Origin of the sequence: Pseudomonas oryzae (genome assembly GCF_900104805.1) — a bacterium.
In the GTDB taxonomy this organism is placed as follows: domain Bacteria; phylum Pseudomonadota; class Gammaproteobacteria; order Pseudomonadales; family Pseudomonadaceae; genus Geopseudomonas; species Geopseudomonas oryzae.
Map to the genome: position 1 here is coordinate 1,760,316 of NZ_LT629751.1, position 22,109 is coordinate 1,782,424.

The 22,109-nt window shown below is 70.5% G+C and carries 14 protein-coding genes and 2 pseudogenes; 14 read left to right on the forward strand and 2 right to left on the reverse strand.

What is annotated here, in order from left to right:
- Positions 1 to 235: 235 nt before the first annotated feature.
- Together BLT78_RS07920 and BLT78_RS07925 are read left to right on the forward strand one after the other, a co-directional pair.
- Positions 236 to 2,455 (forward strand): LTA synthase family protein, encoded by a 2,220-nt coding sequence (locus BLT78_RS07920; RefSeq protein ID WP_172830773.1) that lies wholly within the window; start codon positions 236 to 238, stop codon positions 2,453 to 2,455.
- 185 nt (positions 2,456 to 2,640) lie between these two features.
- On the forward strand, positions 2,641 to 3,537 hold the full coding sequence (locus BLT78_RS07925; protein ID WP_090348453.1) for a Rossmann-fold NAD(P)-binding domain-containing protein: 897 nt from the start codon (positions 2,641 to 2,643) through the stop codon (positions 3,535 to 3,537).
- A gap of 6 nt (positions 3,538 to 3,543) precedes the next feature.
- On the opposite strand, the gene glcC is transcribed toward BLT78_RS07925, so the two are convergent.
- Positions 3,544 to 4,317 (reverse strand): transcriptional regulator GlcC, encoded by a 774-nt coding sequence (gene glcC, locus BLT78_RS07930; protein ID WP_231975793.1) that lies wholly within the window; start codon positions 4,315 to 4,317, stop codon positions 3,544 to 3,546.
- Between the two features lie 297 nt (positions 4,318 to 4,614).
- On the opposite strand from glcC, the gene glcD reads away from it, so the two are divergent.
- From glcD to BLT78_RS07965, 7 genes and pseudogenes are all read left to right on the forward strand, one after another.
- Positions 4,615 to 6,114 carry a glycolate oxidase subunit GlcD gene (glcD, locus tag BLT78_RS07935; RefSeq protein WP_090348454.1) on the forward strand — a complete coding sequence of 500 codons (1,500 nt, stop codon included), beginning with the start codon at positions 4,615 to 4,617 and terminating at the stop codon, positions 6,112 to 6,114.
- Complete coding sequence (gene glcE / locus BLT78_RS07940; RefSeq protein WP_090348455.1) at positions 6,114 to 7,166, forward strand: glycolate oxidase subunit GlcE; 1,053 nt, start codon at positions 6,114 to 6,116, stop codon at positions 7,164 to 7,166. The genes glcD and glcE overlap by 1 nt, the downstream gene beginning before the upstream one ends.
- Positions 7,167 to 7,175: 9 nt before the next feature.
- Positions 7,176 to 8,393, forward strand: a complete 1,218-nt coding sequence (glcF, locus tag BLT78_RS07945) for a glycolate oxidase subunit GlcF (protein ID WP_090348456.1) — start codon at positions 7,176 to 7,178, stop codon at positions 8,391 to 8,393.
- Positions 8,394 to 8,421: 28 nt separating this feature from the next.
- On the forward strand, positions 8,422 to 8,838 hold the full coding sequence (locus BLT78_RS07950; RefSeq protein ID WP_090348457.1) for a heme-binding protein: 417 nt from the start codon (positions 8,422 to 8,424) through the stop codon (positions 8,836 to 8,838).
- Between the two features lie 37 nt (positions 8,839 to 8,875).
- Complete coding sequence (locus BLT78_RS07955; RefSeq protein WP_090348458.1) at positions 8,876 to 11,053, forward strand: malate synthase G; 2,178 nt, start codon at positions 8,876 to 8,878, stop codon at positions 11,051 to 11,053.
- A 159-nt stretch (positions 11,054 to 11,212) separates the two neighbouring features.
- Positions 11,213 to 12,913, forward strand: coding sequence for an L-lactate permease (locus tag BLT78_RS07960; protein WP_090348459.1), 1,701 nt, complete (start codon positions 11,213 to 11,215; stop codon positions 12,911 to 12,913).
- Positions 12,914 to 13,156: 243 nt separating this feature from the next.
- A pseudogene (locus BLT78_RS07965) lies at positions 13,157 to 14,401 on the forward strand (malic enzyme-like NAD(P)-binding protein).
- A 161-nt stretch (positions 14,402 to 14,562) separates the two neighbouring features.
- On the opposite strand, the gene BLT78_RS07970 reads toward BLT78_RS07965, so the two are convergent.
- Entirely contained in the window at positions 14,563 to 15,471 is a 909-nt protein-coding gene (locus BLT78_RS07970) for a LysR family transcriptional regulator (protein WP_090348460.1), read from the reverse strand.
- A 115-nt stretch (positions 15,472 to 15,586) separates the two neighbouring features.
- Here BLT78_RS07970 and gcl point away from each other — a divergent pair, with 115 nt between their 5' ends.
- The 5 genes and pseudogenes from gcl (at position 15,587) to pyk (ending at position 22,072) form a co-directional block, all read left to right on the forward strand.
- On the forward strand, positions 15,587 to 17,362 hold the full coding sequence (gene gcl, locus BLT78_RS07975) for a glyoxylate carboligase (protein ID WP_090348461.1): 1,776 nt from the start codon (positions 15,587 to 15,589) through the stop codon (positions 17,360 to 17,362).
- A gap of 136 nt (positions 17,363 to 17,498) precedes the next feature.
- The gene (hyi, locus tag BLT78_RS07980; protein ID WP_090348462.1) at positions 17,499 to 18,296 is read left to right on the forward strand and encodes a hydroxypyruvate isomerase; all 798 of its coding nucleotides are present in this window, start codon (positions 17,499 to 17,501) and stop codon (positions 18,294 to 18,296) included.
- A gap of 12 nt (positions 18,297 to 18,308) precedes the next feature.
- Positions 18,309 to 19,199: a 2-hydroxy-3-oxopropionate reductase gene (locus BLT78_RS07985; protein WP_090348463.1), complete on the forward strand. Its 891-nt coding sequence runs from the start codon at positions 18,309 to 18,311 to the stop codon at positions 19,197 to 19,199.
- A 197-nt stretch (positions 19,200 to 19,396) separates the two neighbouring features.
- Complete coding sequence (locus tag BLT78_RS07990; RefSeq protein WP_090348464.1) at positions 19,397 to 20,677, forward strand: glycerate kinase type-2 family protein; 1,281 nt, start codon at positions 19,397 to 19,399, stop codon at positions 20,675 to 20,677.
- Positions 20,667 to 22,072, forward strand: a pseudogene (gene pyk / locus BLT78_RS07995) (pyruvate kinase). Before BLT78_RS07990 ends, pyk begins: the two are co-directional and overlap by 11 nt.
- The last annotated feature ends 37 nt before the right edge of the window (positions 22,073 to 22,109 follow it).

Below are 22,109 nucleotides of genomic sequence, written 5' to 3' on the forward strand. Positions count from 1 at the left end.
CTCTCGCCCAGGCCGCAACCCGTCTACCGCGGGCTTTTCGGCCCCGCACCCATCTGCGAAGATGCCCGCTTTTTTCGGCGATTACCCGGCAACCTGGGCGGATCCTGACATTCACACTGGATCTGCCATGCCGCCGGCGTCGGCAGCAGAACTTACCGGGGCCGAAGTTGCCCAAAAGATATGCAGCGCCAGCTAGCATATCTTCATGAAAATCTGATGGCGTGAAGGTTTCCCCGTGAGCATCATCCTGCGCAGCCTGCAGCACCCCCGCGCCTCGCTCGTCGTCCTGGCCGGCCTGCTCCTGGCGTTACCCCTCGGCATCCGCCTGACCCTGGGCTGGTCCGACCCTCTCGGCTATCTGTCCGACCTGGCCATCGGCACCCTGCTGATCGTCCTGCTCTACCGCCGCCCCTGGTGGCTGGCCCTGCCCGTGCTGCTGGCCTGGAGCCTGCTGAGCGTGGCGGCCGTCGAACTGGTCAGCGCGGTCGGTCGGCTGCCCAACCCGGCAGACCTGCAATACCTGTTCGATCCGCAATTCGTGGAAAACTCCACTTCCGGCAGCACCGCGCATCCCTGGATCGCCGCGAGCCTGTTCGGCGGCCTGGCGCTCTGGCTGCTCGGCCAGTGGCTGGGCCGTGCGCAATCCGCCGTCCGCCTGCCTCGGCATGCCTGGCTGGCGCCGCTGGCGCTGCTGCTGGCGCACGGCGGCATCCAGCAGTTGCGCCCCAGCGCGGCGGACCAGTGGCAGTTGTTCAACCTTCCCCACCAGTTGCTGGCCACCGTCATCGGCAGCGGGCAGACGAAGGTGAATGAGTGGCTGGAAGGTGACGTCGCCGATGCGCCCCCGCAGATGGCCGGGCTCAACCGCCTCGACCTCAAGGGCAAGAAGCTGCTGAACGCCCCGGGACGCGCCCGCAACGTGCTGATCGTCACCCTCGAGGGCATTCCGGGGGCCTACATCGCGACCAACCGCGCGGCCCTGAACAGCAGCTACCGGGAAAACCTGATGCCCAAGCTGAGCGCCTGGGCCGAGCGGGGCATGAACACGCCGGACTACGTGCTGCACAGCCACCAGACCATTCGCGGCCTGTACGCGATGCTCTGCGGCGACTACGACAAGCTCGACAGCGGCACGCCCAAGGGCCTCGAGATGCTGACGCAGAACCAGCGCAACCTGGCCTGCCTGCCGGCCCAGTTGCAGCATCGCGGCTTCGCCACCCACTACCTGCAGGGCGCCGGCCTCCGGTTCATGGCCAAGGACCGGATCATGCCGCACATCGGCTTTGTGGCCACCCGGGGCGTGGAGTGGTTCAAGAAGCCCTCCCATCTGAATTTCCCGTGGGGCAAGGACGACCGGTCGTTCTTCGAAGGCGCACTGGACTACGTCGCCCAGCTGCGCCGCAGCCAGCAGCCGTGGATGCTCACCCTGCTGACGGTCGGCACCCACCAGCCCTACTCCGCACCGGCCGCATACCTGAAGCGCCACAAGACGGCCAAGCAGGCCGCCGTGGCCTACCTGGACGATGCGCTGGACGACTTCCTGGCCGGCCTGGAGCGCCAGGGCGTGCTGAAGGACACCCTGGTCGTCATCACCTCGGACGAATCCCACGGCATCGACGGCGTGCGCCTCGCCTCGGCCTGGGGCTTCAACCTGGTGCTGGCTCCGGAGCAGAAGCAGCTGCCGCGGATCAAGTCCGGGGTCTACGGACACGTCGACCTCAGCGTATCGGTGCTCGACTATTTCGGCTTCCCTGCCCCCAGGGCCCTCAGCGGCCGATCGCTGTTCCGCGACTACCGTCAGGGCCGCGAGATCATGTCGTACACCAATGGCCTGCTGCGCTATCACGATGGCAAGGGCACCCTGACCGAGTGCGACTTCCAGCAGCTCTGCCGGGATTACGCCAGCACCGGTTTCATCGCCGAGCAGGCGCCCCTGCTCGGCCAGTATGACGGTCGGCGCGCCCGCCAGGTCGCCGCGCGGGCCACAGAGCTCGATCGCTCGCTGCTGCGTAGCTCGCTGAACCAGCTCTACCAGTTCGGCAGCCCGGCCAGCATCCGGCTCAAGGCGAAGATCAAGGACGACTGGGCGGACAACCTGATCGGCGCCCAGTATCTGGAGCTGCCCAAGGGTTCGCAGACCCGGGTGCGCCTGACCGTGCGCTCGACCGACCCGAAGCAGAAGGCCTACATCCTGCTCAAGGCCAAGGAATTCGAGCGGGACGTGCCGCTGGACATCCCGGCCAGGATGCTGGTTACCCCGGAAAAGCCCTTGCAGATGGACTTCACCTTCCACAACCCCGAGTCGCGCAAGGCGTTCTCCTTCCACCTGCTCGGCTACGGACGAGGCGCCATCGAGGTCAGCGACTTCAGCGTGATCACCGAGCCGGTGGAACAGACGGAGGTCGTGGAAGAGCCGCAAGTCCTGGAGGACGGCGACAGCGCCCAGTCGAGCTAGTGGCCTGTCCGTCCGGCTCAGTTGGTCGATTGCGGCGCCCATGACCCCGCGCCTGCGTTGCCGCCTGGGGAGGTCGAGCACGCCCCTCTGCCGCCCGGCGCGCAGGAGGGCTGCCGGCCGCTGATCTAACCTGATGCAAGGCCCACCCGCCCGGCAGGCCGGACCTCTTCCACAGGCAGGCGGACATGACGAAACGACAGATCGCGGTGATCGGCCTCGGCCGGCTCGGGCGCCGCTGCGCCGAACTGCTGCTCAGCGATTCCGGCCTGGCGCTCGCCGGCGTGGTGCGGCGCAACCCGGCGCCGCTCGACTGGCCGGGCGACATCCCGGTGGTCGGTCACATCAGCGAGCTGCGCGGGGTCGATGCCGTGCTGGTCTGCGTGCCGGTCGATGCGGTCCTCGGCCAGGCGCGTGAACTGCTGCAGCACCAGCTGCCACTGGTCGAATGCGCCCGCCTGCACGGCGCGGCCTTCGTCGCGCACAAGGCGGAGCTGCAGCGCATGGCCCACCTGTACCGGGCCACCGCGGTGCTTGGCGCGGGCTGCGATCCGGGCCTGCTGTCCCTGCTGCGCAGCCAGTTCGCCCTGCCGCTCCCCCACGGCCGTACCCAGGCCAGCCTGCACACCGCAAGCAGCCTGCACCACAGCCTGGCCGCCGAGGGTGTCGAGGGCGTGCGCACGGCGCTGGCCACCGAGCTGAAGACGGCCGACGGCCGCGTGCAGCGCTACGTCTACGTGGAGCTGGAACCCGGCGCCGACCGCCTGGCCGTCGAGGACGCCATCCTCGGTGACCCGCTGTATCTCGACGAGGAAACCCTGGTGTTCCCGGTGGCCAGCGTCGCCGACCTGGAGGAAACCGACCGCGGCCTGCTGCTGGAGCGCCATGCGGCGGCGAGCAATGGCAGCCACGCCGCCATGCTGCTGGAAGCGCGCTTCAACGAGATCGAGCTGGCCGCACGCATGATGCTGGCCGGCGCGCGGGCGCTGCCGCTGCTGCAACGCGGCGCCTGGTCGCTGCTCGACATCCCGCCGCTGCTGCTGTGGGGGAATCAGGGCGCGGCGGCGGAGCTGGAATGGATGTAGCCCCGCTCAGTTCCAGCCCTCCAGGCGCATGGTCGCGCGCACCAGGCGCTGCTCCTCCTGCTCGATCTCGCGCAGGTTGTCGCGGATGCTCTCGATGTGTTCGCGGGCGGCGCGCTGCGCCTGGCTCGGCTGGCGCTCGCAGATGGCGTGGAACAGCCGCGCATGCTGGCGGTCGATCTGCCGCTTCTGCACCGGCCGGTGGTAGAGGTTGTTCACCGAGGCGAACACGGTGCTCAGCATCAGTTCGCTGAGCGACTGCAGGGTGTGCACCAGCACCGGATTGTGCGAGGCCTCGCTGATCGCCCGGTGGAAGGCGTGGTCGCGGCGGGCGTGCTCGCGCGGGTCGACGGGCGTGGGCTCGTCGTGCACGGCGGACATTTCCTCGTAGCGCCGCCGCAGCAGGATCAGGTCGGCCTCGGTGGCGCGCAGCGCCGCCAGGCGCGCCGACTCACCCTCCAGCAGCGCGCGCACCTCGAGCAGGTCGTAGAGGGTGCGCGGCTGCGAGCTGAACAGGTGCATCAGCGGCGAGGCGTCGCTGCCGCGGTTGAGGTCGGCGACGAACGAGCCGCGGCCCTGCTCGGTATCGATGATCCCGCGCCCGCGCAGCACCCGCAGCCCCTCGCGCAGCGCCGAACGCGAACAGCCGAGCTTCTCCACCAGGCGCCGCTCGGACGGCAGCGCCTGGCCCTTCTTCAGCACGCCATCGACGATCAGCCGCTCGATGCGCTCGGCAACCTGGTCGGCCACCCGCTGCCCCCTGTCACCGCCACCACCCGCCATGCCCGCCATGCCCGCCATGCCCGCCATGCCCGCCTCCCGCCAGAACTGGTCCGACCAGTTGCTTCAGTGCAGCCAATCTAGGCGCACCGACCGGCCCAGGCAAGGCATACAGCGGGATTCTGACGAAAGTATTAGGCGCAAAACTGGTCGGACCAGTCCATCGACAACTGGACGCCGCGGCAACCCTGGCCGAATCTTCACCCGCCGTGGTTCCTCGCATCCGCCCTGCCAGCATCGCCTGGCGGCAGCCGAACCGGCGGGCACGACAACTACAAGAAATCAGCCGTGTGAGCCCCCATGAACATTCTCTACGACGAACGCCTGGACGGCGCCCTGCCCCGGGTGGACAAGGCGGCCCTGCTCGCCGAGCTGCGCCAGAGCCTGCCCGACCTGGAAATCCTCCACGAGCCGGAAGACCTGCGCCCCTACGAGTGCGACGGCCTCTCCGCCTACCGCACCGCGCCGATGCTGGTGGTGCTGCCGCGGACCGTCGAGCAGGTCGAGACCCTGCTGCTGCTCTGCCACCAACGCGGCGTGCCGGTGGTGCCGCGCGGCGCCGGCACCGGGCTGTCCGGCGGCGCGCTGCCGCTGGAACAGGGCGTGCTGCTGGTGATGGCGCGCTTCAACCGCATCCTCGAGGTCAACCCGCAGGGCCGCTATGCCCGCGTGCAGCCGGGCGTGCGCAACCTGGCGATCTCCCAGGCCGCCGCGCCGCACGAGCTGTACTACGCGCCCGACCCCTCCTCGCAGATCGCCTGCTCGATCGGCGGCAACGTCGCCGAGAACGCCGGCGGCGTGCACTGCCTGAAGTACGGCCTGACCGTGCACAACCTGCTCAAGGTCGAGATCCTCACCATGCGCGGCGAGCGCCTGACCCTCGGCTCCGACGCCCTCGACAGCCCCGGCTTCGACCTGCTGGCGCTGTTCACCGGCTCCGAGGGCATGCTCGGCGTGGTCACCGAGATCACCGTCAAGCTGCTGCCCAAGCCGCAGGTGGCGCGCGTGCTGCTGGCCAGCTTCGACTCGGTGGAGAAGGCCGGCCGGGCGGTCGGCGACATCATCGCCGCCGGCATCATCCCCGGCGGCCTGGAGATGATGGACAACCTGTCGATCCGCGCGGTCGAGGACTTCATCCACGCCGGCTACCCGGTGGACGCCGCCGCCATCCTGCTCTGCGAGCTGGACGGCGTGGAGGCCGACGTGCAGGACGACTGCCAGCGCGTCGAGCAGGTGCTGAAGGCCGCCGGCGCCACCGAGGTGCGCCTGGCGCGCAACGAGGCCGAGCGCGTCAAGTTCTGGGCCGGGCGCAAGAACGCCTTCCCGGCGGTCGGGCGCATCTCGCCGGACTACTACTGCATGGACGGCACCATCCCGCGCCGCGAGCTGCCGCGCGTGCTGCAGGGCATCGCCGACCTCTCCGAGCAGTACGGCCTGCGCGTGGCCAACGTGTTCCACGCCGGCGACGGCAACATGCACCCGCTGATCCTGTTCGATGCCAACCAGCCCGGCGAGCTGGAGCGCGCAGAGGAGCTGGGCGGCAAGATCCTCGAACTGTGCGTCGCGGTCGGCGGCAGCATCACCGGCGAGCACGGCGTCGGCCGCGAAAAGATCAACCAGATGTGCGCCCAGTTCAACGCCGACGAGCTGACCACCTTCCACGCGGTGAAGGCGGCCTTCGACCCCAGCGGCCTGCTCAATCCCGGCAAGAACATCCCGACCCTGCACCGCTGCGCCGAGTTCGGCGCCATGCACGTGCACCACGGCAAGCTGCCCTTCCCCGAACTGGAGCGTTTCTGATGCTGCACGACTACGACGCCAGCGCGGCGCTGCTGGCCCAGGTCAACCACGCCCTGGAAACGGGCACGCCGCTGCGCATCCGCGGCGGCGACAGCAAGGCCTTCCTCGGCCGCCCGGTGGCCGGCGAGGAACTGGACACCCGCGACCACCGCGGCATCGTCAGCTACGACCCGACCGAGCTGGTGCTGACCGCCCGTGCCGGCACGCCGCTGCAGGAGATCGAGGCGGCGCTGGAAGCGGCCGGGCAGATGCTGCCCTGCGAGCCGCCGCACCTGGGCATCGGCGCCACCCTCGGCGGCATGGTCGCCGCCGGCCTGTCCGGCCCGCGCCGCCCGTGGGCCGGCTCGGTGCGCGACTACGTGCTCGGCACGCGGATCATCACCGGCCACGGCAAGCACCTGCGCTTCGGCGGCGAGGTGATGAAGAACGTCGCCGGCTACGACCTGTCGCGCCTGATGGCCGGCAGCCTGGGCTGCCTGGGGCTGATCACCGAGGTGTCGCTCAAGGTGCTGCCCAAGCCGCGCCAGTGCCTCAGCCTGCGCCTGGAGATGGGCGTCGAGCAGGCGCTGGGCAAGTTCGCCGAGTGGGGCCAGCAGCCGCTGCCGATCAGCGCGGCCAGCCACGACGGCCGCGCCCTGCACCTGCGCCTGGAAGGCGGCGAAGGTTCGGTGCAGGCCTGCCGCCGCGACCTCGGCGGCGAGGAGATCGACAGCGGCTACTGGCTGGCGCTGCGCGAGCAGCGCCTGGCCTTCTTCGAGGGCGAGACGCCGCTGTGGCGTCTGTCGCTGCCGAACAACACCGGCGTGCTGGCGCTGCCGGGCGCGCAGCTGATCGACTGGGGCGGCGCGCAGCGCTGGCTGAAGTCCGGCGTCGACGCCGAGCAGATCCGCGCCGCGGCCGCCGCCGTGGGCGGCCACGCCACCCGCTGCAGCGCCGGCGACGACGCCCTCACCGCGCTGCCGGCGGCGCTGCTGCGCTACCACCGGAGCCTGAAGCAGCAACTCGACCCCAAGGGCATCTTCAACCCGGGCCGGATGTACGCGGAGGTCTGAGAGCGAGCCATGCAAACCAATCTGAGCCAACAAGCCAAGCTGCTGCCGCGCGCCGAAGAGGCCGAACGCATCCTGCGCTCCTGCGTGCACTGCGGCTTCTGCACCGCGACCTGCCCGACCTACCAGCTGCTCGGCGACGAGCTGGACGGCCCGCGCGGGCGCATCTACCTGATCAAGCAGGTGCTCGAAGGCCACGCGGTCAGCGCCAAGACCCAGCTGCACCTCGACCGCTGCCTGTCCTGCCGCAACTGCGAAACCACCTGCCCCTCCGGCGTGGACTACCACAACCTGCTGGACATCGGCCGCGCGGTGGTCGAGGCCAAAGTGCCGCGCCCGCTCGGCGAGCGCGTGCTGCGCGAGGCGCTGCGCACCGTGGTGCCGCGCCCGGCGCTGTTCAAGGCGCTGACCCAGGCCGGCCAGGCCTTCCGCCCGCTGCTGCCGCAGGCCCTGCAGGCCAAGCTGCCGCGCGAGATCCGTCCGGCCGGCAGCCGCCCGCAGGCGCGCCACGCCCGCCGCGTGCTGATGCTCGAAGGCTGCGCGCAGCCGGCGCTGTCGCCCAACACCAACGCCGCCGCCGCGCGGGTGCTGGACCGCCTGGGCATCAGCGTGGTGCCCGCCGCCGAGGCCGGCTGCTGCGGCGCGGTGGACTACCACCTCAACGCCCAGGAGCAGGGCTTGCAACGCGCGCGGCGCAACATCGACGCCTGGTGGCCGGCGATCGAGGCCGGCGCCGAGGCCATCGTGCAGACCGCCAGCGGCTGCGGCGCCTTCGTCAAGGACTACGGCCATATGCTCGCCGGCGATCCGGCCTACGCCGCCAAGGCCGCGCGGGTCAGCGCCCTGGCCCGCGACCTGGTGGAGGTGCTGCGCGACGAGCCGCTGGAGCCGCTCGGCAAGGGCAGCGGGCAACGCCTGGCCTTCCACTGCCCGTGCACCCTGCAGCACGCGCAGAAGCTCGGCGGCGCGGTCGAGGCGATCCTCGGCCGCCTCGGCTTCGACCTCGCCAGCGTGCCGGACAGCCACCTGTGCTGCGGCTCGGCCGGCACCTACTCGCTGACCCAGCCGGAGCTGTCGCGCCAGCTGCGCGACAACAGGCTCGACGCCCTGGAGAGCGGCAAACCCGCGGTGATCGTCACCGCCAACATCGGCTGCCAGACCCACCTCGACAGCGCCGGGCGCACCCCGGTGCGCCACTGGATCGAACTGGTCGACGAAGCCCTGCGCTGACCGCCCCCGGACAACAAGAGAGAACACCATGCAAAGCAAAGCCGTACTCGGCCAACAGGAAGTGGCGCGCATCCTCGAGCGCGCCCGTGAGGAAGCCCAGCGCAACAAGTGGGCGGTCGCCATCGCCGTGGTCGACGACGGCGGCCATCCGCTGGGCCTCGCGCGCCTCGACGGCTGCGCGCCGATCGGCGCCTACATCGCCCAGGAGAAGGCGCGCAGCGCCGCCCTCGGCCGCCGCGAAACCAAGGGCTACGAGGAGATGGTCAACGGCGGCCGCACCGCCTTCGTCAGCGCGCCGCTGCTGACCTCGCTGGAAGGCGGCGTGCCGGTGCTGGTCGACGGCCAGGTGGTCGGCGCGGTGGGCGTCTCCGGCGTCAAGGCCGAGCAGGACGCCCAGGTGGCCAAGGCCGGCGTCGCCGGGCTGCTCTGGGCACAGCCCGTCTGACCCGCCCCACGGAACATATCAGCAGAGGAGAAACGACATGACCGAGCGCGTGCAGCGCCTGCGCCTGCAGGTGGCCAGCCAGTACCAGAACTTCATCGAGCAGGAGGTGCTGCCGGGCACCGGCATCGCCGCCGAGGCCTTCTGGGCCGGCTTCGACAGCCTGGTCCACGACCTCGTCCCGGTGAACCGCGCCCTGCTCGCCGAGCGCGACCGCCTGCAGGCCGAGCTGGATGCCTGGCACCAGGCCAATCCCGGGCCGATCGCCGACATGGCCGCCTACCGCGCCTTCCTCGAGGGCATCGGCTACCTGCTGGCGCAGCCCGCCGAGGTGCGGATCGACACCGCCAACGTCGACCGCGAGATCGCCGTGCAGGCCGGCCCGCAGCTGGTGGTGCCGGTGATGAACGCGCGCTACGCGCTGAACGCCGCCAACGCGCGCTGGGGCTCGCTGTACGACGCCCTGTACGGCACCGACGCCATCGCCGAGGACGCTGGCGCCGAGAAAGGCAGCGCCTACAACCCGGTGCGCGGCGCGCGGGTGATCGCCTTCGCCCGCGCCTTCCTCGACCAGGCCGCGCCGCTGGCCGGCGCCAGCCATGCCGAGGCCACGGCCTACGCGGTCGACTGCGGCGCGCTGCAGGTCTGCCTCAAGGACGGCAGCACCACCATCCTGGCCCGGCCGGAGCAGTTGGTCGGCTACCAGGGCGAAGCCGCCGCGCCCAGCGCCGTGCTGCTGCAGAACCACGGCCTGCACATCGAGATTCAGATCGACCGCGCCAGCCTGATCGGCAAGGACGACGCCGCCGGGGTCAAGGACCTGCTGCTGGAGGCCGCGCTGACCACCATCATGGACTGCGAGGACTCGGTCGCCGCGGTCGACGCCGACGACAAGCTGCTGGTCTACCGCAACTGGCTGGGCCTGATGAAGGGCGACCTCAGCGAAACCCTGGACAAGGGCGGCAAGCGCATCGTCCGCACCCTGAATGCCGATCGCGAGTACCGGGCCGCCGCCGGCGGCACCCTGCGCCTGCACGGCCGCTCGCTGCTGTTCGTGCGCAACGTCGGCCACCTGATGAGCAACCCGACCATCCTCGACGGCGAGGGCCGCGAGATTCCCGAGGGCATCCTCGATGCGGTGACCACCAGCCTGATCGCCCTGCACGACCTGGAGCGCAAGGGCAACTCGCGCAGCGGCAGCGTCTACATCGTCAAGCCGAAGATGCACGGCCCGGTCGAGGTGGCCTTCGCCGACCAGCTGTTCGCCCGCGTCGAGGACCTGCTCGGCCTGCCGCGCCACACCCTGAAGATGGGCATCATGGACGAGGAGCGGCGCACCAGCATCAACCTCAAGGCGTGCATCGCCGCCGCCGGCTCGCGGGTCGCGTTCATCAACACCGGCTTCCTCGACCGCACCGGCGACGAGATGCACAGCGCCATGCAGGCCGGCGCCATGCTGCGCAAGGGCGACATGAAGTCGACCGCCTGGATCCAGGCCTACGAGCGCAACAACGTGCTGGTCGGCCTGAGCTGCGGCCTGCGCGGCCGCGCGCAGATCGGCAAGGGCATGTGGGCGATGCCGGACCTGATGGCCGCCATGCTCGAGCAGAAGATCGCCCACCCCAGGGCCGGCGCCAACACCGCCTGGGTGCCCTCGCCCACCGCCGCCACCCTGCACGCCCTGCACTACCACCAGGTCGACGTGCCGGCGGTGCAGGCCGAGCTGGAGCGCATCGACCTGGCCGCCGAGCGCGACGCGCTGCTCGATGGCCTGCTCAGCGTGCCGGTCAGCGCCAGCCGCGACTGGAGCGCCGCGCAGATCCGGGAGGAAGTCGACAACAACTGCCAGGGCATCCTCGGCTACGTGGTGCGCTGGGTCGAACAGGGCGTCGGCTGCTCCAAGGTGCCGGACATCCACGACGTCGCGCTGATGGAGGACCGCGCCACCCTGCGCATCTCCAGCCAGCACCTGGCCAACTGGCTGCACCACGGCGTGGTCGACGCCGCGCAGGTGCGCGAGAGCCTCGAGCGCATGGCCCGGGTGGTCGACGCCCAGAACGCCGGCGATCCGGCCTACCGGCCGATGGCGCCGGACTTCGAGCGTTCGCACGCCTTCCGCGCCGCCTGCGACCTGGTGTTCAGGGGCCTCGAGCAGCCCAGCGGCTACACCGAGCCGCTGCTGCACGCCTGGCGCCTGCGCTTCAAGCAGGAGGGCTGAGCCGACCAGCGAATCACCGGCTCCGCGCACGGAGCAACCGAGCAGGAGCGCCGGCACGCCTGACGAGCTGCCGGCGCTCAGGGCCTTGCCGGCCCAGATGCAGGCTCCGGGAACCTCCCGGAGCCAGTTGGCCTACAAAAACAATCAGGAAACCAACCCATGAGTCAAACACTGCTCTCCATACTGGCCTTCGTGCCGCTGGTACTGGCGGGCGTACTGCTGATCGGCTTCCGCTGGCCAGCCAAGTACGCCATGCCGCTGGTGTTCGTCATTACCGCCGTCATCGGTCTCACCGCCTGGGACATGACCTTCAACCGGGTCGTCGCCTCCACGCTGCAGGGCCTGATCCTCACCGCCGCGATCCTCTGGATCATCTTCGGCGCCATCCTGCTGCTCAACACCCTCAAGCACTCCGGGGGGATCAGCGCGATCCGCCGCGGCTTCGCCAACATCAGCCCCGACCGCCGGGTGCAGGCGCTGATCGTCGCCTGGCTGTTCGGCTGCTTCATCGAGGGCGCCTCCGGCTTCGGCACCCCCGCCGCGGTGGCCGCGCCGCTGCTGGTGGCGCTCGGCTTCCCGGCGATGGCCGCGGTGGTGCTGGGCATGATGGTGCAGTCCACCCCGGTGTCGTTCGGCGCGGTCGGCACGCCGATCCTGGTCGGCGTCGGCGCCGGCCTGGACAAGACCGGGATCGGCGCCCAGCTGGTCGCCAACGGCAGCAGCTGGGAGGTGTTCTTCCACCTGATCTTCTCCCGCGTGGCCATCACCCATGGCCTGATCGGCCTGCTGATGCCGCTGATCATGGTCACCATCATGACCCGCTTCTTCGGCAAGAACCGCAGCTGGAAGGAAGGCCTGGAGATCGCCCCCTTCGCCATCTTCACCGCGCTGTGCTTCTCGCTGCCGTACATGGCCGCCGGGGTGTTCCTCGGTCCGGAGTTCCCGTCGATCATCGGCGCGCTGGTCGGCATGGCCATCGTCGTCCCCGCCGCCAAGGCCGGCTTCCTGCTGCCCAAGCAGAGCTGGGACTTCGCTCCGGCCAAGGAGTGGCCGGTGGAGTGGATGGGTTCGATCGAGATGAAGCTCGACCAGGTCGCCGGCAAGACGCCGATCTCGGTGGCCATGGCCTGGGCGCCCTACCTGCTGCTGGCGGGGCTGCTGGTACTGTCGCGGGCCTTCCCCGAGGTCAAGGCGGCGCTGATGTCGGTGAGCTTCGGCTGGAAGGACATCCTCGGCGAGACCGGCATCAACGGCAGCCTGGAGCCGCTGTACCTGCCGGGCGGCATCCTCTGCTTCGTGGTGCTGATGACCTTCATCTTCCACCGCATGCGCTTCAGCGAGCTGACCGCCGCCATCGGCGAATCCAGCCGCACCCTGCTCGGCGCCGGCTTCGTGCTGATCTTCACCATCCCGATGGTGCGCATCCTGATCAACTCGGGGGTCAACGGTGCCGAACTGGTGTCCATGCCGGTGGCCATGGCCAAGCTGGTGGCCGACAGCGTCGGCGGCATCTATCCGCTCTTCGCCCCGGCGGTGGGCGGCCTGGGCGCCTTCATCGCCGGCTCCAACACGGTGTCGAACCTGATGCTGTCGCAGTTCCAGCTCAACGCCGCGGGCCTGATCGGGGTCTCCGGGGCGATGATGGTGGCGCTGCAGTCGGTGGGCGCCGCGGCCGGCAACATGATCGCCATCCACAACGTGGTGGCGGCCTCGGCCACCGTCGGCCTGCTCGGTCGCGAGGGCGTCACCCTGCGCAAGACCATCCTGCCGACCCTCTACTACCTCACCGTGGCGGGCATCTTCGGCCTGATCGCCATGTACGTGATGGGCATCGGCGACCCGCTGCTGCACGCCCAGTGAGCCACCGCCCGTGACTGCCCCGGCGGTCACGGGCAACCCTCGAATTCGCCCGGCCGGCCGAGCCTCCTCGTGCCTGCGCCGACGGCCCCCCAGCGGCCGGTCGGGCGAACCCAATCCCCCTCTCTGCAGCGACCTGGCGCCCGCGCCGGCCGCTGCATTCCCGGCAACAGCCTGCACCTGAAGCGGGCGGGAGCCGCGCTCCCGTCCGGACCAGTCGATGAGCAAGTGCCCAAGGAGGCCGCTGTGACTACCGAATTCAAGCAAGCAGCACTGGACTACCACGAGTTCCCGACCCCCGGAAAGATCGGTACGGCCCTGCGCAAGCCGGCCGAAACCGCCGCCGACCTGGCCCTGGCCTACAGCCCGGGCGTCGCCGAGCCGGTACGCGAGATCGCCAGGGACCCGCAGAACGCCTACCGCTATACCGGCAAGGGCAACCTGGTCGCGGTGATCAGCAACGGCAGCGCGATCCTCGGCCTCGGCGATCTCGGCCCGCTGGCCAGCAAGCCGGTGATGGAAGGCAAGGCGCTGCTGTTCAAGCGCTTCGCCGGCGTCGACGCCATCGACATCTAGGTCAAGGCGGAAAGCAGCCAGGCCTTCATCGACACCGTGGCGCGCATCGCCGACACCTTCGGCGGCATCAACCTGGAGGACATCAAGGCGCCCGACTGCTTCGAGATCGAGCAGGTGCTGAGCGAGCAGTGCGACATTCCGGTGTTCCACGACGACCAGCACGGCACGGCCATCGTCACCGCCGCAGCCATGCTCAATGCGCTGGAGATCCAGGGCAAGCCGCTCGCCACGGCGAAGATCGTCTGCCTCGGCGCCGGCGCGGCGGCCACCGCCTGCATGCGCCTGCTGGTCAGCCTGGGTGCGCCGAAGAGCAATCTGTTCATGATCGACCGCCAGGGCGTGATCCATTCCGGCCGCGACGACCTCAACCGCTTCAAGCGCGAGTTCTGCAACGACAGCGGCGCGCGCACCCTGAAGGAGGCGATGGAGGGCGCCGACGTGTTCCTCGGCCTGTCCGGCGCCAGCCTGCTGGGCGCCGAGGAGCTGCTGAGCATGGCGGCCAACCCGGTGGTGATGGCCTGCTCCAACCCCGATCCGGAGATCCGCCCGGAGCTGGCCCGCGCCACCCGCGACGACCTGGTGATGGCCACCGGCCGCTCCGACTACCCCAACCAGGTGAACAACGTGCTCGGCTTCCCGTTCATCTTCCGCGGCGCCCTCGACGTGCGCGCCCGCACGGTCAACGAGGCGATGAAGATCGCCGCCGTGGAAGCGCTGCGCCAGCTGGCCAGGCAGCCGGTGCCGGACGAGGTGCTGGCGGCCTACGGGCTGGACAGCCTGGCGTTCGGCCGCGACTACATCCTGCCCAAGCCGATGGACGCGCGCCTGCTCGGCGCGGTTTCCGCCGCGGTGGCGCAGGCCGCCATCGACTCCGGCGTGGCCCGCCTGCCCTACCCGGCGCACTATCCGCGCTGAGCCCGAACGCAGCGGGCTGGCATTGCAGGCCCGCTGCAACCGCATGCGCATGGAGCGGCAGCCGGCAACAGCGGTCGCTCAGGCGCATGCCGGCGCCTTCATGCCGGGCGCACCCCGCGCTCGCCCGGCGCCTCCTCCCGTGCCGATCCCCGCCCCCTGGTTTACAGCCCCTCCCAGTACCCCGGCGCGCCGTACAGCTCGCGCAGGTAGTCGATGAAGAAGCGCACCTTGGCCGGCAGGTAGCGCTGCTGCGGGTAGACCGCCTGGATGTCGTAGTCCGCCAGGGCGAAGTCGTCGAGCACGGTCACCAGCTCGCCGCGGCGCAGTTCGCCCTGGATCTCCCAGGTCGAGCGCCAGCCCAGCCCGACGCCCTGGCGCACCCAGGAGAACAGCAGCTCGCCGTCGTTGCAGGCCAGGTTGCCGGCGACCTTCACCGCCAGTTGCCGGCCGTCGCGCTGGAAGGTCCAGCCGCGCTGCTGGCCGCCCTGCAGGGTGAAGGCCAGGCAGTTGTGCGCGGCCAGGTCCTCGGGGGTCTGCGGCTTGCCGTGGCGGGCGAAGTACTCCGGGGTGCCGCACACCACCCGGCGGTTGGGGAACAGCTTGACCGCCACGTAGTTGGGGTCGCGCACCTCGCCGATGCGGATGCCCAGGTCGTAGCCCTCGCCGACCAGGTCGACCACGCTGTCGGTCAGGTTGAACGCCAGCTTGAGGTTGGGAAAGCGCTGCTGGAAACCGAGCGCGTGCGGCGCCACGTGCAGGCGGCCGAAGCCGGCCGGCGCCGATACCGCCAGCTGGCCCTTGACCATCGAGCTGCTGCTGCCGATCTCCGCCTCCAGCTCGTCGAACTCGCGCAGCAGCACCCGCGCACGCTCGAGGTACTGCTCGCCCAGCTCGGTCAGGCGCAGGCCGCGGGTGGAGCGGTGCATCAGGCGCACGCCCAGGCGCCGCTCCAGGGCGTCCAGGCGGCGGCCGAGGATGGCCGGGGTGACGCCCTCGCTGAGGGCGGCGGCGGCGAAGCTGCCCTTCTGGGCGACCTGGACGAAGCTGTGCAGTTCGGTATAGCGCGACATTCGATACTCCTGGTATCGACAGAAACCGATTTGGTGATCTTCCAGCCAGGCAGAGCCTACTCCAGACTCGGGTCCACAACAAAAAATATCGACTCGCCCGAAGGAGGAGTCCGTCATGGCCAGAATGAGAGCAATCGAGGCCGCCGTGCTGGTGATGCGCCGCGAAGGGGTCGACACCGCCTTCGGCGTGCCCGGCGCCGCGATCAACCCGCTGTACGCCGCCCTGCGCAAACTCGGCGGCATCGACCACGTGCTGGCCCGCCACGTCGAGGGCGCCTCGCACATGGCCGAGGGCTACACCCGCACCAAGGCTGGCAACATCGGCGTGTGCATCGGCACCTCCGGCCCGGCCGGCACCGACATGGTCACCGGCCTGTACTCGGCCTCGGCCGACTCCATCCCGATCCTCTGCATCACCGGCCAGGCGCCGCGCGCCCGCCTGCACAAGGAGGACTTCCAGGCGGTCGACATCACCAGCATCGTCAAGCCGGTGACCAAGTGGGCGACCACCGTGCTGGAGCCAGGCCAGCTGCCCTACGCCTTCCAGCGCGCCTTCCAGGAGATGCGCAGCGGCCGCCCCGGCCCGGTGCTGATCGACCTGCCGTTCGACGTGCAGATGGCCGAGATCGAGTTCGACATCGACGCCTACCAGCCGCTGCCGGTGCAGAAGCCGCGCGCCAGCCGCCTGCAGGCGGAGAAGGTGCTGGCCATGCTGGACAGCGCCGCGCGCCCGCTGATCGTCGCCGGCGGCGGCATCATCAACGCCGACGCCTCGGACAAGCTGGTCGAGTTCGCCGAGCTGACCGGCATCCCGGTGATCCCGACCCTGATGGGCTGGGGCAGCATTCCCGACGACCACCGCCTGATGGCCGGCATGTGCGGCCTGCAGACCTCGCACCGCTACGGCAACGCCAACCTGCTGGACTCCGACCTGGTGCTCGGCATCGGCAACCGCTGGGCCAACCGCCACACCGGCTCGGTCGAGGTCTACACCGAGGGCCGCCGCTTCATCCACGTCGACATCGAGCCGACCCAGATCGGCCGGGTGTTCACCCCCGACCTCGGCATCGTCTCCGACGCCGGCGCGGCGCTGGAGGTGTTCCTCGAGGTAGCCCGCGAGTGGCAGGCCGCCGGCCGCCTGCAGCACCGCAGCGCCTGGAGCGAGGTGTGCCGCGAGCGCAAGCGCAGCCTGCAGCGCAAGACCCACTTCGACGCGGTGCCGGTCAAGCCGCAGCGGGTGTACGAGGAGATGAACGAGTTCTTCGGCAAGGACACCTGCTACGTCAGCACCATCGGCCTGTCGCAGATCGCCGGCGCGCAGTTACTCCACGTCTACAAGCCGCGCCACTGGATCAACTGCGGCCAGGCCGGCCCGCTGGGCTGGACCATCCCGGCGGCGCTCGGCGTGGTCAAGGCCGACCCGAGCCGCCCGGTGGTGGCGCTGTCGGGGGACTACGACTTCCAGTTCATGATCGAGGAGCTGGCGGTGGGCGCGCAGTTCCGCCTGCCCTACATCCACGTGCTGGTGAACAACTCCTACCTCGGCCTGATCCGCCAGTCGCAGCGCGCCTTCGACATGGACTACTGCGTGCAGCTGGCCTTCGACAACCTCAACGCGCCGGAGCTGGACGGCTATGGCGTCGACCACGTCGCGGTGGTCGAGGGCCTGGGCTGCAAGGCGATCCGCGTGCGAGATCCGAACGAGCTGCACGGCGCCTTCGCCCGCGCCCGCCAGCTGATGGCGGAGCACCGCGTGCCAGTGGTGGTCGAGGTGATCCTCGAACGGGTCACCAACATCGCCATGGGCGCCGAGATCAACGCCATCAACGAATTCGAGGCGCTGGCGCTGAGCCGCGCCGACGCACCGACGGCGGCCCTGCCGCTCGACTGATCCGGCTTAACACCGGCCGCGTAGGGTGCGCCGCGCGCACCAGAGTGCCTACCGCGTACCTCTCGGTGCGCACGGCGCACCCTACGACCACGCTCCCGCTTGCGGGCAGAGATGACTGATACAAAAGGAGCACCGCATGCCCCGTTTTGCCGCCAACCTGTCGATGCTGTTCACCGAAGTGGACTTCCTCGACCGCTTCGCCGCCGCCGCCGAAGCCGGCTTCACCGGCGTCGAGTACCTGTTCCCCTACGACTACCCGGCCGAGGAGCTCAAGGCGCGCCTGGACGCCCACGGCCTGAGCCAGGTGCTGTTCAACCTGCCGGCCGGCGACTGGGCCGGCGGCGAGCGCGGCATCGCCTGCCACCCGCAGCGCGTCGAGGAGTTCCGTGCCGGCGTGGAGCAGGCCATCGCCTACGCCAGGGTACTCGGCAACACCCAGGTCAACTGCCTGGCCGGCGTGCGCCCGGCCGGCTACGACGACGCCACCGTCGAGCAGACCCTGGTCGCCAACCTCAGGTACGCCGCCGCGCGGCTGGGCGAGGCCGGTATCACCCTGGTGATGGAAGCGATCAACACCCGCGACATCCCCGGCTTCTACCTGCACAACACCCGCCAGGCGCTGGCCATCCGCGAGCAGGTCGGCAGTGACAACCTGCTGCTGCAGTACGACATCTACCACATGCAGGTCATGGAAGGAGACCTGGCGCGCACCCTCGAAACCAACCTCGCGGCGATCCACCACGTGCAGCTGGCCGACAACCCCGGCCGCCACGAGCCGGGCAGCGGCGAGATCAACTACCGCTTCCTGTTCGCGCACCTGGAGCGCATCGGCTACCAGGGCTGGATCGGCTGCGAATACAAGCCCCTCACCACCACCGCCGCCGGCCTCGGCTGGCTGGCTCCTTTTCACAAGAGCATCCACAACGCCATCTGAGGAGAGCGTCTCATGGCCAAGATCGGATTCATCGGCACCGGCATCATGGGCAAGCCCATGGCGCACAACCTGCAGCAGGCCGGCCACACCCTGTTCTTCTCCGAGCACCACGACAAGGCGCCGGCCGAGCTGCTCGGCGAGCGCGGCATCGCCCTGGCCAACCCGCGCGAGGTGGCCCAGGAGGCCGAGTTCGTCATCGTCATGGTGCCCGACACCCCGCAGGTCGAGGACGTGCTGTTCCGCGCCGACGGCGTGGCCGCGGGCGTCGGCGCCGGCAAGCTGGTGATCGACATGAGCTCGATCTCGCCGACCGCCACCAAGAACTTCGCCGCGCGGATCGCGGCCAGCGGCGCCGAGTACCTGGACGCCCCGGTATCCGGCGGCGAGGTCGGCGCCAAGGCCGCCACCCTGAGCATCATGGTCGGCGGCAGCGAGGCGGCGTTCGAGCGCGCCCTGCCGCTGTTCCAGGCGCTGGGCAGGAACATCACCCGCGTCGGCGACAACGGTGCCGGGCAGACCGCCAAGGTGGCCAACCAGATCATCGTCGCCCTGAACATCCAGGCGGTGGCCGAGGCGCTGCTGTTCGCCGCGCGCAACGGCGCCGACCCGGCCCGGGTGCGCGAGGCGCTGATGGGCGGCTTCGCCGGCTCGAAGATCCTCGAGGTGCACGGCGAGCGGATGATCAAGGGCAGCTTCGCTCCGGGTTTCCGCATCCGCCTGCACCAGAAGGACCTCAACCTGGCGCTGGCCGGCGCCCGCGAGCTGGGCCTCAACCTGCCCAACACCGCCATCGCCCAGCAGGTGTTCAGCACCTGCGCCGCGCTCGGCGGCGGCGACTGGGACCACTCGGCGCTGATCAAGGGCCTGGAGCACATGGCCAACTTCTCGATCCGCGAGACTTAAGCCAGCGGTGCGCGCGGCCTAGGCGGCCCCACGCACCGAATCCATGCACACAGCATGGAACTCTTTCGACCTGCCGGGCAGAAGGATTCACGGCCCGACTGCCGGGCCGGTCGATCCCAGTCCACAGCCGCTGGCCAGCGGCGGCTGCGGACTGGGATCATCGACCCGACCACACGCATTCACCGCTGGAGCCTGCCATGCCCATCGATCCGCAACGCCTGCTGCGCGAGCTGTTCGCCAGCGCCATCGCCGCCGCCCACCCGCGCCAGGTGCTGGCCGACCACCTGCCCACCGACCGCAGCGGCCGGGTCATCGTCATCGGCGCCGGCAAGGCCGCCGCGGCCATGGCCGAGGTCATCGAGCGGGAGTGGCAGGGCGAGATTTCCGGCCTGGTGGTGACCCGCTACGGCCACGGTGCCGACTGCCGCCGGATTGAGGTGGTGGAAGCCGCCCACCCGGTGCCGGACGACGCCGGCGAGCGGGTCGCCCGCCGCGTACTGGAGCTGGTCGGCGGCCTCGGCGAGGACGACCGGGTGATCTTCCTGCTCTCCGGCGGCGGCTCCTCGCTGCTGGCCCTGCCGGCCGAGGGCATCAGCCTCCGGGACAAGCAGGCGATCAACCAGGCGCTGCTCCGCTGCGGCGCGCACATCGGCGAGATCAACTGCGTGCGCAAGCACCTCTCGGCGATCAAGGGCGGCCGCCTGGCCCGGGCCTGCTGGCCGGCCAGCGTATACACCTACGCGATTTCCGACGTGCCCGGCGACGAGGCCACGGTGATCGCCTCCGGCCCGACGGTGGCCGACCCGACCACCTCGGCGCAGGCGCTGGCGATCCTCGCCCGCTACCACATCGAGGTGCCGGCCCACGTGCGCGCCTGGCTGGAGGACCCGCGCTCGGAAACCCTCAAGCCCGGCGATCCACATCTGGCCCGCAGCCACTTCCGCCTGATCGCCACGCCGCAGCAGTCGCTGGAGGCCGCCGCCGCGCTGGCCCGTGCCGCCGGCGTCGCCCCGCTGATCCTCGGCGACCTGGAGGGCGAGTCGCGCGAGGTGGCCAAGGTGCACGCCGGCATCGCCCGGCAGATCGTCCTGCACGGCCAGCCGCTTAAGCCGCCCTGCGTGATCCTCTCCGGCGGCGAGACCACCGTCACCGTGCGCGGCAGCGGCCGCGGCGGGCGCAACGCCGAGTTCCTCCTCAGCCTCACCGACAGCCTCGCCGGCCTGCCCGGCGTCTACGCGCTGGCCGGCGACACCGACGGCATCGACGGCTCGGAGGACAACGCCGGCGCCATCATGACCCCGCACAGCCACGCCCGCGCCACGGCCCTGGGCCTGTCCAGCAGCGACGCGCTGCACGACAACGACGGCCACGGCTACTTCGCCGCGCTCGGCGACCTGATCGTCACCGGGCCGACGCGCACCAACGTCAACGACTTCCGCGCCATCCTCATCCTGGGAAACAGTGACCATGACGCCTGACAAGCAAGTGAAGATCCTCGCCACCCTCGGCCCGGCGACCCGCAGCAGCGACGACGTGCGCCGGCTGGTCGAGGCCGGCGTCAACCTGTTCCGCCTCAACTTCAGCCATGGCGAGCACGCCGACCACGCCCTGCGCTACCAGTGGATACGCGAGGTGGAGCGCGAGCTGAACCAGTCGCTCGGCGTGCTGATGGACCTGCAGGGGCCCAAGCTGCGCGTCGGCCGCTTCGCCGCCGGCAAGGTCGGGCTGCTGCGCGGCCAGGCCCTGCGCCTCGACCTCGACGCCACCCCGGGCGATGCGACGCGGGTCAACCTGCCCCACCCGGAGATCATCGCCGCGCTGCAGCCGGGCATGAGCCTGCTGCTCGACGACGGCCGCCTGCGCCTCAAGGTGACCGCCTGTCACGCCGACGCGGTGGACACCGAGGTGGTCGCCGGCGGCGAGCTGTCCGACCGCAAGGGCGTCAACGTGCCGGAGGCGGTGCTGCAGCTCAGCCCGCTGACCGCCAAGGACCGCCGCGACCTGGCCTTCGGCCTGGAACTGGGCGTCGACTGGGTGGCGCTGTCCTTCGTCCAGCGCCCGGAGGACATCGTCGAGGCCCGCGAACTGATCGGGGGCCGCGCGGCGCTGATGGCGAAGATCGAGAAGCCCTCGGCGGTACAGCAACTGGAGGCGATCGCCCGCCTGTGCGACGCCATCATGGTGGCGCGCGGCGACCTCGGCGTGGAGGTGCCGGCCGAGCACGTGCCGCGCATCCAGAAGGACATCATCCGCACCTGCCGCCAGCTCGGCCGGCCGGTGGTGGTGGCCACGCAGATGCTCGAATCGATGCGCTTCTCCCCGGCGCCGACCCGCGCCGAGGTGACCGACGTGGCCAACGCGGTGGCCGAGGGCGCCGATGCGCTGATGCTCTCGGCGGAGACCGCCTCGGGCGACTACCCGCTGGAGGCCGTGCAGATGATGAGCAAGATCATCCGCCAGGTGGAGAGCGGCGCCGACCTGCAGAGCCAGCTGGACGTCGGCCGCCCGCAAGCCGAGGCCACGGTGTCGGACGCGATCAGCGCCGCGATCCGCCGCATCAGCGCCGTCCTGCCGGTCGCCGTGCTGGTCAACTACAGCGAATCCGGCGCCTCCAGCCTGCGCGCCGCCCGCGAGCGCCCCGCCGCACCGATCCTCAGCCTGACGCCGAACCTCGCCACCGCGCGGCGCCTGAGCGTCGCCTGGGGCGTCTGTTCGCGGCTGCACCCGCGGTCGAGGAATTGACCGGCGCCGCCCTGGAAGCGGCGCGCGCCCAAGGCATGGCCAGGAGCGGCGATACCGTGGTGATCACCGCCGGCTTCCCCATCGGCCAGCCGGGCAGCACCAACATGCTGCGCATCGAGCAACTGGGCTGAGGCAGCGAAGGCAGGGCGAGCGGCGCAACGCCGGGAC

Excerpts from the sequence above, each read along its gene's own strand:
- BLT78_RS07925 (WP_090348453.1), top strand. The coding sequence starts at position 2,641 with ATGACGAAACGACAGATCGCGGTGATCGGCCTCGGCCGGCTCGGGCGC.
- glcC (WP_231975793.1), bottom strand. The coding sequence starts at position 4,317 with ATGGCGGGTGGTGGCGGTGACAGGGGGCAGCGGGTGGCCGACCAGGTT.
- glcD (WP_090348454.1), top strand. The coding sequence starts at position 4,615 with ATGAACATTCTCTACGACGAACGCCTGGACGGCGCCCTGCCCCGGGTG.
- glcE (WP_090348455.1), top strand. The coding sequence starts at position 6,114 with ATGCTGCACGACTACGACGCCAGCGCGGCGCTGCTGGCCCAGGTCAAC.
- glcF (WP_090348456.1), top strand. The coding sequence starts at position 7,176 with ATGCAAACCAATCTGAGCCAACAAGCCAAGCTGCTGCCGCGCGCCGAA.
- BLT78_RS07950 (WP_090348457.1), top strand. The coding sequence starts at position 8,422 with ATGCAAAGCAAAGCCGTACTCGGCCAACAGGAAGTGGCGCGCATCCTC.
- BLT78_RS07955 (WP_090348458.1), top strand. The coding sequence starts at position 8,876 with ATGACCGAGCGCGTGCAGCGCCTGCGCCTGCAGGTGGCCAGCCAGTAC.
- BLT78_RS07960 (WP_090348459.1), top strand. The coding sequence starts at position 11,213 with ATGAGTCAAACACTGCTCTCCATACTGGCCTTCGTGCCGCTGGTACTG.
- BLT78_RS07970 (WP_090348460.1), bottom strand. The coding sequence starts at position 15,471 with ATGTCGCGCTATACCGAACTGCACAGCTTCGTCCAGGTCGCCCAGAAG.
- gcl (WP_090348461.1), top strand. The coding sequence starts at position 15,587 with ATGGCCAGAATGAGAGCAATCGAGGCCGCCGTGCTGGTGATGCGCCGC.
- hyi (WP_090348462.1), top strand. The coding sequence starts at position 17,499 with ATGCCCCGTTTTGCCGCCAACCTGTCGATGCTGTTCACCGAAGTGGAC.
- BLT78_RS07985 (WP_090348463.1), top strand. The coding sequence starts at position 18,309 with ATGGCCAAGATCGGATTCATCGGCACCGGCATCATGGGCAAGCCCATG.
- BLT78_RS07990 (WP_090348464.1), top strand. The coding sequence starts at position 19,397 with ATGCCCATCGATCCGCAACGCCTGCTGCGCGAGCTGTTCGCCAGCGCC.